The organism is Protofrankia sp. Cas4 (genome assembly GCF_963555915.1).
GTDB lineage: Bacteria > Actinomycetota > Actinomycetes > Frankiales > Frankiaceae > Protofrankia.
The window spans coordinates 1-9,682 of record NZ_CAUVXL010000001.1 but is presented as its reverse complement, the minus strand read 5'-3'; the positions used below and the strand labels follow the sequence as shown (position 1 = coordinate 9,682).

Below are 9,682 nucleotides of genomic sequence, written 5' to 3'. Positions count from 1 at the left end.
GGTCACCGCGGGCGCCGCCGCGTTCACCAGCGCGTCCACCGGCCGCCGGCTGGCAGCCGTCCCCGTCGTCCCACCAGGAGCCGTGTCATGACCCCCCTCACCTCTCTCGCGTTCACGCCGGTCACGGCGGCCGATCTGGGGTTGCCGGCCCCGCAGGCCATCGCGGCGGCCTGGCCGCTGTTCGTCGTCGGCCTGCTGATGTGGCGCCGCTGGCTGCCCCGGGTCACCGCATGCTTCGCGCTGGTCGCGGGGACCGCGTTGACCTCAGGCTGGCTCCACGACGGGATCGTGCTGGTTCTGGGCTGGGTGACCTGGGCCATCAATGAGGTCACCCGGTCCACCGCCGGTGGGATCGCACCCGGCGCACTCGCGATCATCCTACTGATCTACTTTGTCGCGGAGCTACGACCCGACCCGGGTGCGGTCGGCAAACTCGCCCAGCTGCGGGAGACCCCCCGGGCGCTGGTCGCCGCCGGCACGGCCACGGGCACCCGCCGGCCCGGCCGGTACGGCGCCGGCGGCAAGCGGGCGTCACGCGGCCGGCCGCAGAAACTCGCCGCGGCGAGTGTGGGCCTGCTGCTCCCGGCCGTCGCCCTGACGATCCCCGGGACCGGGGGTGCGGTCGTCACCTCGGCCGTCAACGTGATCGGCGGCGCGTTCGCCTGGCCGATCACGGCGCTGTTCGGGACCGGAACGTGATAGCCGGCTCCCAGACGGCGGGCCAGTTCGAGCGGGCCGCCGTCACGGTCCTCCCGCTCCTACTCGGGGCCGGGGTGTTCGCGGTCGCGTTCGTCCACGTCCACGACGTCGCGAAGTGGGCCGGTCAACCCGACTGGGCGGCCTGGCTGATCGCCTGCACCGGTGAGTTGATGGCGATCGCGGCCGGCGCCGCGATCCTGGAGAGCCGCCGGGTCGGCGCGGGCCGCGGCTGGCCGGTATTCGTCCTGGTCTGCGCCGTCGTCTTCTCCGGGGCGTGTAACTTCGCCGCCGCCGGCGGCGGGCTTGCCGGGGAGAAACCCGGCGTGTGGGTGTCGGTGATGGCGGTCTGGCCGGTGGTCGCGTTCGGGTTGGTCGCCGGGTTGAAGGCCACCCGTCCCGTCACCGCCACGCGGAACGCGGAGCAGCCCGGGGAGACCGCGGAGCGGTCGGCGCAGCCACCGGATCGCGCGGAGCACCGTCCCGCACCCGACGAACGCGAGAGGGATCCGGCGATCAGTTCGCTGCTCCCGGACGCCATGCGTATCGCCCGGCGGATCGCCCCGAACGGCACCCCGCCATCAGGCCGGGCACTGGCACAGGCCCTACGCGCCGACGGGCACCCCCTTGCAGCGAGCCGGGTCCGCCCGCTGGCCGACGCCGTGGCCGCCGAATGGGCCAGCGCCGGACCAACCCTCATCCCCGTCCCGTCACGGCCGGAGGTGTCGCCGTGAGCATCCGCACGGGTTCGGGGATCGAGGCCCGGTGGGAGCGGCGCCGGACCCGCTACGCCGCCCGGCGGGCGGCGGCGGCGACACCGGCCGACCGGCTGATGGCCGCCGTGGACTACCTACGCGGCGCACTCGCCGACGTGCCGGCCGGCCGGGCGCGGCGGGCGGCCGCCGACGCGGCCGAGCATCTCACCGCGCTGGCCGACCAGCTGGCCCGGGAGGTGACGTCACGATGAGTGAAACTCGCCAAACTCGCCAAACTCGCCTCGCCTCCGATGGGTGGCTGCCGGCCGATGGTCACTGCGCGCCCGCCCGCGCGCGCGAGGCTAGCAAGGCGAGTTTGGCGAGTTTGGCCCGACCCTGGCCGGCCGCTGTCCGTCACACGGTGGCCAGTCGGTTACCGGTCACCGTGGCGCCGGCCGAGCCGGCCGCGGTCCTGCGCTACGCCCTGGACGGCGCCTGGTGCGCCCCCTACGCGCTCGGCTGGCGCCGCGCCGGCGTGGCCTACGCCTACCTGGTCGCCCTTCCGATCACCGCGGCGGCGTACAGCACGGCGTGGCTGGCCCAGTGGGCCGGCGGGATCACCGGCGACTGGCTACCCACGGAGACGATCACCGGGTGGCGGCGGTGGCTGTACGCCTGGCCCCCGGCGCTGGCCGAGGTGGCCGCCGACGCCGCAGCGGTGCCCGGTGCCCGCCGGGTCGCGGCCTGGCTCGCGGTCGGGGTCTCCGCAGTGGCCTACGGAACAGCCTGGATCGCCCAGCGCCCCGGCCGGCTGGCCGCCGCGGCCGGTCTGGCGCTCGTCCTCTCCATCTTCACCGTCGGGAAGTGACCGAATCATGGACCTGCTGATCCTCCTCTACTTCGCCTACGCCGTGTACCGGGCCGGCCTCGATGCCGCCGTCAACAGCTACGCGCTGAGCCGAGGCCGTGACGTCTACATCGGCGACGGTGCCCGCCGGCGCCGCTACTCCGGCTGGACACTCGGTGCCGCACTGGCCGTCCTCGCGATGTCCCTGCTGGAGGGATGGAAAGCGGGCTGGCACTGGGGCGGCCGGACACGCGACGGAATCAATACCCGCCGCCGTGCCGCTCGTCCCCGACCCGCCGGCGACGGCCCGACGGTGTCAGAGCCCGACGCCGCACCCTGGACCAACGATCCGTCGCCCGACGAGCCCGGCCCGGCCCGGCCCGACACCGACGAGCCGCCGACCGGCCGGCCCTGCGGGATCTGCGGTCAGCGCACCGCCACCGACGTGGCGGTCATCATGTACCGCGACGGCCACGTCGAACATTTCGCGTGCCGCGACAAGGTCGACGCCGGTAACGGCGACCCACCGATGCGCTTCTGCGACGCCTGCGGCGACCTCGAGCGGCCCGGTGATCCACTCGTGTGGGACGACCTGGGGCTGATCCACACCTCCCACACCCACGACCCGCGCAGCGACGTCGACCCGCCGTCCACACCAGCCGCCACACCGGCCGCGGACGTCGTCGACACCGGCACCGGCCAGCCGGTGGACGCCGTGTGGGAACCGCTGGACACCCCGTCCGGCTGGCCGTCGGTGCCCACCCACAGCCGTACCGGCTAACGCGGCGGGGCCGCGCCCGGCCCCGCCGTTCCCGACCTCAGGTGCCGGACCCGCCAGCACCGCCCTGCCCGGGCCGAACACACGAACCGCAGAGCACCGCCCGGCCAGGCCGCACCACCCCAACCGCACACCGTCCACAACCGAAAGGGATCACCATGACCACGCCGTCAGCCGAAATCGTCGACCGCGCCGGGGCCCGGAACTACCTGGCAGCCCTGCACGGCAACGTCGACAACACCGTGGCCGGCGAGTTCGAGACGTTGCTCGGTGGGCTGGCGAACGCCGGCCTGACCGACCCGGCGGTCCTCGGGCCGATCGAGACCGCGCGGGAACTGCTCGGTGCCGCCCGCGACGGAGTCGCCTCCGCGATCGCCGCCCTCGACGGCGGGCACGCCGCCGTGTCCGAGGTCGTCAGCGCGGTCGACGCCGCCGACTCGACCGAGTTCTACCGGGACCACTGACCGACCCGGCCATAGCCGTGCGGCCCGCACCCAAGGTGCGGGCCGCACACCCGCCGTACCACAAAACGAACACCTGTACGCCACGGAACGCAGAGGAAGGCAGGATGGTGCGACACCGCGATGCCAGACCGCCGGCAGCCCCGGCCGGGCAGACAGCCACGCTGGCCCGGGTCGACGCCACCGTCAGCCGGCTGTTGACGTCCGCGGCGACGGCCGACGACGACCACACCGCCCTGGCCTACCTCGACGCCGCAGTCAAGATCGAACAGCAGGCGACCGCGACCGCAGCCGCCAACCGGGCCGTCGCAGACCCCCTGGTGCAGAAACTGCTGGCACGCGCCACACAGGCCCTCAACGCCGGGGACACCCCGCGCGCCGAAGCCCTCCTCCAGGCCGCACGGGCGGCGGCGACCCGAACCCGGTTCGGGGCGCTGCGCATCCGCAGGCAGGTCGTTCCGTTCACCGTCCTCGGCCTGCTGTGGGCCGGCGCCACCGTCGGCCAGCTCGGTGCCGGCGCCGGCGCCGGCCGGATCCTGGCCGGGCTCTACCTGGCCCTGGCCGTGGTGTGGTGGTGGGCACGGGGACGCCGCGCCGACTGGACCGACCGGCCCCGCCGCTGGCGACGCCGCTACACCACGGTTGTCGCCGTCAGCGGCGCGGCCTGGCTGTGGTGGGCCTGCGCCGGCGGGGCGATCGGCTGGCAGGCCGCCGTCCTGTGGGCCGGGGGATACACCCTCGCCGTCCCGTACTGGGCGGCGCACCGCATCCCCGACCCGCCTGCCGAGATCGCACCCGAACCGCCGGCACCGCCAGCGATGGTCGTCGACCGCCGTCCCCGAACCGTCGCCCTGTGGGAGTCACGAGTAGCAACCCGGATCGCCCCCGGGGCGAAACTGACCGACTGGCAGGACTCGCCCGGCGGGCAGGTTGCCGAGGCGTACATCGTGCGTCTGCCGCCCGGAGAGATGACCCGGGCCGACCTGCAATCCAAAGTCAGCGCGATCGCGTCCGCGTTGGAACTGGGCCTGGCCGACATCCGTATCGACCGGCACCCCGACGACCGGGAACACCTCGCCCGGCTGCTCATTCTGGACCGGGCCGAGGGTGCGGCGGACATGACCTACCCCGGACCTGAGGCCGCGTTCGACCCGGCGACCGGCACGGCCTACATCGGCCGCTACCCGGACGGGGAGCTGCTGCCCTGGCAGGTCTTCAGTCCGAGTTGGGGTGCCTTCAGCGGCCTGTTCCTGGGCTCCACCGGCTGCGGCAAGAGCCGACTCATCGAACTGCTGTGCCTGACGCTCCTGCGTACCGGAATGGTGGAGATCTGGATGGCCGATCCCCAGGGCGGCGCGTCCCTGCCGGTACTGGCCGACAACGCCAACTGGGTCGCGACCGACCCGGACGAAATCAACCTGATGATGCGCGGCGTAGACATCGTCGGCCGCTACCGGCAGAAATACATCAGCGCCCACAAGTATCCGGTACACACAATCTCCCGGGAACGACCGATGCTGTTCGTCGTCATCGACGAATGCCATGACGTTCTCTTCGGGAAGGAACACCCGAACACGAAGATCGGCGAACGGGTGGCGGCGATGTACCGGAAATGCGGTATCGGGATGTTGCTGGCCAGCCAGATGACAGAGCTGTCCGTCTTCGGCGGCAGCGACAAAATCCGCAGCAACATCCTGCGGTCAAACGCGTTCATCATGCAGATCGCATCGAAAATCGCGCCACATCTGCTCGCCGGTCTGACCGGCAATCCGGCCACGCTCCGACTGCCCGGCCAGGGGTTCAAAATTCCCTCCACCCGCGACATCTCGGCCCGCTCCTGGCGGCCGCTCGACGACGACGCCGAAACGCAGCCGATCCTGCGCGCGGCCTATGCGGCGCTCCCGCCGCGGCCCGGGTTGGAAACCGGCGTCGTCGGTGCTCTGGGTGGCCTGTTCGCAGGCCGGCACCTGCGCCGGCTGGCCGCCCGCGCATCCGCCGTCGCCGAACTCGCCCAATACGACCCGGCGATCTTCACCGAGCTCAACGAGACCGACCCCGAACTGGCCGCCGCCGCGTTCGCGGTCCACCTCGCCGTTCCGGCGGGCGGCCCGACACAGCCGGCCGGCCTGTGGACCCCCGGCCCGCAGCTACCGGCCTCGCGCGGCGGCCAGCCATCGGCTTTCCGGGTCACCTCGACCGGCGTCACCCTGCAACCCGCAGCCTGGACACGCATCGGCCAGGAAGAACTCGAGCCGACCAAAGAGTCACCCGAACGCGCGGCAAGCGTCCGGCAAGCCGACCACCCGCAGCTGTCACTTGCGGGGCAAGAGATCTACAGCCTTATCCCGGCCGACTCGACGATCGGAACCGGCGACATCATCGCCCGCGCGACCTGCTCAACACAACACGTACACAAAATGCTGGCCGCGCTTGCCCGTGACGGCCTGGTTATCCAGCCACGACACGGCCAGTGGACCCGCGCCGCATAACCACGACCGGAAAGGAAACCGCACCGTGACCACATCAGATTGTGGCTGGCCGGCCGTGACCACCACAGCAAGGAGCAACCCGGCCATGACCAGTCCCCGCGCGACCATCCACCGCGTCGCGGTCGTCGTGTTCGCCGACGTCCCCGGCATCGACGCCCACGACGCCGCGAACCGGCTCACCGCCGCCGTCGCCACCGCCCTCGGTGACCGCCTCCCGACACCGCACCGCGGCCGCCCGAGTTCCTACCCCGACACCGAGGTCCTCGAGGTGATCGAGCTGGCCGTCGCCGCGCGCAACGGATACCTGACCATCGGGCCGGCACCCCGGCTCCCCCACGAATGACCCGCACTCCCCAACATCTGCAAGGAGGTGTGTTCAGCATGCCCACCCTCGCCGACACGGCCCCGGCCCGCACCGACACCGACACCGACACCGACACCGACACCGCGATCACGGTCGCGTCCGTGGACCTGCTCGACATTCTGGCCAACACCCGGCTCGCCGCCGGCCGGAACGACGGCCCCCTCGGCCTCTCCATGGTGCGGCTCTACGTCGCCGACGGCCGGTTGCACGCCGCCGCAACCGACCGCTACCGCATCCACCGCGACAGCACACCCATCGGCGACGACCACAGCCTGGCCGCCCCGTTCCTACTCGGTCGTGGCGACACCGGTCGGATCCTGCGGCTCATCCGCCCCCTGCTACGCCAGTTCACCGGCAGCACGGTCACCTTCACCCGACCCCAACCCGCCGCCGACGACATCGCGGCCCACCCGCTGACCGTGACCCTGCCCGACGGCGCCGTCCTCACCGGCGCGCTGGCGGCTCCCGCCCGCCGCCCGTCGCCGGGGCAGTACCCGGCGGACGTCGACGACCCGTTCTCGATCTCCCCGGCGGCCTGACCTCTTCGTGGTGCGGCAGGTCGGCCCCCGAAACGTCTGGCCAGACCCGACGGGGCCGGCCCGCCGCCACCACTTCACCCGAGAAGGGATCTGTTTATCATGCCCAACGTCCGACTGCTCACGTTGCACTTCGCCGATGGCTCCCACCCCCGCGTTCCCGCGCTGGAGCTCGTCCCGGGAGTGTGGCTGCACCGCGGCCCGTGGATATGTGGCTGCACCTCCAGCCTGCTGGAGGAGCGGTGCAACCCCCGGGCCACCTGCCGGCAGGCCAGCCGCGAATGGGTGCTGTCCAGCCTCTGCGGGAAGGCACTCCCGGGGCCGTGGTGGTACATGGCCGACGTGTCGGTGATCCGCCGGTACGCCGCGGACATCTCCGCCTGGATGGTCGCGGCCGGCGTCGACCTGACCGACCCGGACCCCGACCACATCGACCCCGCCCGCGCGACCACCCCCGCCGCCCAGGCCGCCAAAGCGACCCTGTGGCGTCGGGGCGCAACCGGCTACTACCTGCCCGCCGGTGACCCCCGGCACCACACCCTGAACTACAGCCGAAACAGATGTTCTCGGCACCCACTGGGGCACCCTGCCTACGGCCAAGAACACGCCGTGAACCCGTCACCGGCCCTTTAAAACTCTCTTCTCGGTCCCACCCTCGCCATTCCCACCCCGCCCTGCCCTGGGCGCGGGTGGGAAGCCCTGCCGAGCGGCCATTTCCCGGCCAAGAAGCGAGCGTAACCAGTGCTTCCCGACGTCCTCGCCGCGTCCGCGGCCCGCCTCGCTGACGGCACATTCGTCGACCTGTGGATGCAGATACAGCGCACCGGCGGCTGCTCCCACCCGATACGCCTGACCGGAACAATCGACCAGGCCGACCGGATCACCGGTGAAATCCGCCGCATCATGGATTCCGCATCCCTGCCGGACGGCACGATTCTCATTCCATGCGGGAACCGGCGGGCCACCGCCTGCCCGTCCTGCTCCTACCTGTACGCCGGGGACGCCTGGCAAATCGTCCACTCCGGCGTCGCCGGTGGCTGCACCGTCCCGGAAACAGTCGCCTCCCACCCGGGCCTGTTCGTCACCGTCACCGCGCCCAGCTTCGGCCCGGTGCACTCCCGCCGCGCCAACCACGGCCCCGCCCAGGTCTGCCGCCCCTACACCGGCCGCTGCCGCCACGGCCGGGCACGCGGCTGCCACCTCGTCCACACCGACGACGACCCCCGCCTCGGTGCCCCGATCTGCCTGGACTGCCACGACTCCTCCGGCCTGGTCGTCTGGAACCGCCACGCCCCCCGGCTGTGGAAACGCACCGTCGACCTGACCTACCGGCGGATGGCCACCCAGACCGGGGAGAGCGAACACGCGACCCGCCGACTCGTGCGCATCAGCTACATCAAGGTCGCCGAAGCCCAAGCCCGCGGCGCCGTGCACTTCCACGCCGTGCTCCGCCTGGACGACGCCTCTACCGACCCCGGCCACTGGGCACCCCCGCCGCCCTGGGCCACCGCCGACCTGCTCGCATCCTGCTGGCGCTGGGCCGTCCGCCACGCCGAACAGCCCTGCCCCGACCCGCACCCCTACGACCTGCCCACCCCGCTCGTCCCCACCCCCACAGCCCGCCCACCGATGGCCGCCGCCCGCTGGGGCGAACAAGCCGACACCCGCATGCTGACCGTGGACGGCGGCGACCTCACCCCCGCCACGGTCGGGAACTACCTCGCCAAATACATCACCAAATCCGTCACCGCCTCCGGCGCGCTGGACGCCCGCATCCGCAGCGCCGACGACCTGCACACCCGGCTGTTGCTCCTGCCCGACCATCAGGCCGAACTCGTCCGGGCATCCTGGCGACTGGCCATCCGCCGCGACTTCACCGATCTCGGGATGGCCCGGTGGGCACACCAATTCGGCTTCAACGGCCACTGGATCACCAAATCCCGCACCTACAGCACGACCTTCGCGGCCTGCCGCGAACGCCGCCGCACCTGGGCCAGAACCCACACCCCGACCGGTGAGGAACGCACCCCGCTGGACGCCTGGGGACGCCCCGAAAACGACGAACAGGTCATCACCCTCGCCGAATGGCGCTACCACTCCGCCGGCTACACCAACACCGGTGACCGACTCCTCGCCGACATGGCCGCAGACCAAGCCCGATCACGACGCGAAGCCGCCCAAACCGACCGGCAGGAAGCGTGACGAATCAGGAAGGAAGCGGAAACCCGGTGTCGAACGTCGAAGCACTTCCCGCCCCACCGTTGAGGGTCCTGCTCACCGTAGAGGAGGCGGCCGACCGGCTGAGGATCGGCCGCACGACCCTCTACGGGCTCATCGGCGCTGGCCAGATCGTGTCAGTCCGGATCGGGCGCCTGCGTCGTCTGCGCCCGGTTGACGTTGAGGCATATGCGGTAGGCCTGTCCCCTATCACCACAGCTCCCGAAGAAGCCTGATCTGCCATGCCTCGCAAACGGGAGCAAGGTACGCGCGCGCCCAACGGCGCGTCCAGCATCTATCTCGGCAAGGACGGCTCGTGGCACGGGCGGGTCACCGTCGGCGTACGCAACGACGGAAAGCCTGACCGGCGCCATGTCCGCGGCAAGACCGAGACGGAAGTTACGAAAAAGGTTCGGAAGCTCGAACAGGAGCGTGATGCCGGGATAGTGCGCAAACCGGGAAACCCATGGACTGTGGAGCGTTGGTTGACTCACTGGGTAGAGAACATCGCTGCCCCGTCAGTGAGTGAGAATACGATCGCCGGATACAGGGTTGCGGTACGGGTACATCTGATTCCGGGGGTGGGCGCGCATCGAATC

General features: G+C 71.6%; 12 protein-coding genes and 1 pseudogene. All 13 read left to right on the top strand.

Translation table 11 applies throughout. The features are described from left to right. Positions 1–87 precede the first annotated feature (87 nt). Entirely contained in the window at positions 88–699 is a 612-nt protein-coding gene (locus tag U9979_RS00065) for a hypothetical protein (RefSeq protein WP_322777731.1), read from the top strand. After that, positions 696–1,430 (top strand): DUF2637 domain-containing protein, encoded by a 735-nt coding sequence (locus U9979_RS00060; protein ID WP_322777730.1) that lies wholly within the window; start codon positions 696–698, stop codon positions 1,428–1,430. Before U9979_RS00065 ends, U9979_RS00060 begins: the two co-directional genes overlap by 4 nt. Then, positions 1,427–1,663, top strand: a complete 237-nt coding sequence (locus tag U9979_RS00055) for a hypothetical protein (RefSeq protein ID WP_322777729.1) — start codon at positions 1,427–1,429, stop codon at positions 1,661–1,663. Before U9979_RS00060 ends, U9979_RS00055 begins: the two co-directional genes overlap by 4 nt. A gap of 149 nt (positions 1,664–1,812) precedes the next feature. Continuing rightward, complete coding sequence (locus tag U9979_RS00050) at positions 1,813–2,259, top strand: hypothetical protein (protein ID WP_322777728.1); 447 nt, start codon at positions 1,813–1,815, stop codon at positions 2,257–2,259. 7 nt (positions 2,260–2,266) lie between these two features. Beyond that, complete coding sequence (locus U9979_RS00045) at positions 2,267–3,019, top strand: hypothetical protein (RefSeq protein WP_322777727.1); 753 nt, start codon at positions 2,267–2,269, stop codon at positions 3,017–3,019. A gap of 155 nt (positions 3,020–3,174) precedes the next feature. Further along, positions 3,175–3,480, top strand: a complete 306-nt coding sequence (locus U9979_RS00040) for a hypothetical protein (RefSeq protein ID WP_322777726.1) — start codon at positions 3,175–3,177, stop codon at positions 3,478–3,480. Positions 3,481–3,584: 104 nt separating this feature from the next. After that, the gene (locus tag U9979_RS00035) at positions 3,585–5,966 is read left to right on the top strand and encodes a hypothetical protein (protein WP_322777725.1); all 2,382 of its coding nucleotides are present in this window, start codon (positions 3,585–3,587) and stop codon (positions 5,964–5,966) included. 85 nt (positions 5,967–6,051) lie between these two features. After that, positions 6,052–6,309 carry a hypothetical protein gene (locus tag U9979_RS00030; protein WP_322777724.1) on the top strand — a complete coding sequence of 86 codons (258 nt, stop codon included), beginning with the start codon at positions 6,052–6,054 and terminating at the stop codon, positions 6,307–6,309. 38 nt (positions 6,310–6,347) lie between these two features. Continuing rightward, the gene (locus U9979_RS00025) at positions 6,348–6,869 is read left to right on the top strand and encodes a hypothetical protein (protein WP_322777723.1); all 522 of its coding nucleotides are present in this window, start codon (positions 6,348–6,350) and stop codon (positions 6,867–6,869) included. Positions 6,870–6,968: 99 nt separating this feature from the next. Then, positions 6,969–7,499, top strand: a complete 531-nt coding sequence (locus U9979_RS00020; RefSeq protein ID WP_322777722.1) for a hypothetical protein — start codon at positions 6,969–6,971, stop codon at positions 7,497–7,499. 108 nt (positions 7,500–7,607) lie between these two features. After that, positions 7,608–9,068 (top strand): replication initiator, encoded by a 1,461-nt coding sequence (locus tag U9979_RS00015; RefSeq protein ID WP_322777721.1) that lies wholly within the window; start codon positions 7,608–7,610, stop codon positions 9,066–9,068. Positions 9,069–9,094: 26 nt separating this feature from the next. After that, entirely contained in the window at positions 9,095–9,319 is a 225-nt protein-coding gene (locus tag U9979_RS00010; protein ID WP_322777720.1) for a helix-turn-helix domain-containing protein, read from the top strand. 6 nt (positions 9,320–9,325) lie between these two features. After that, positions 9,326–9,682 (top strand): annotated as a pseudogene (locus U9979_RS00005) (site-specific integrase); the annotation flags it as partial.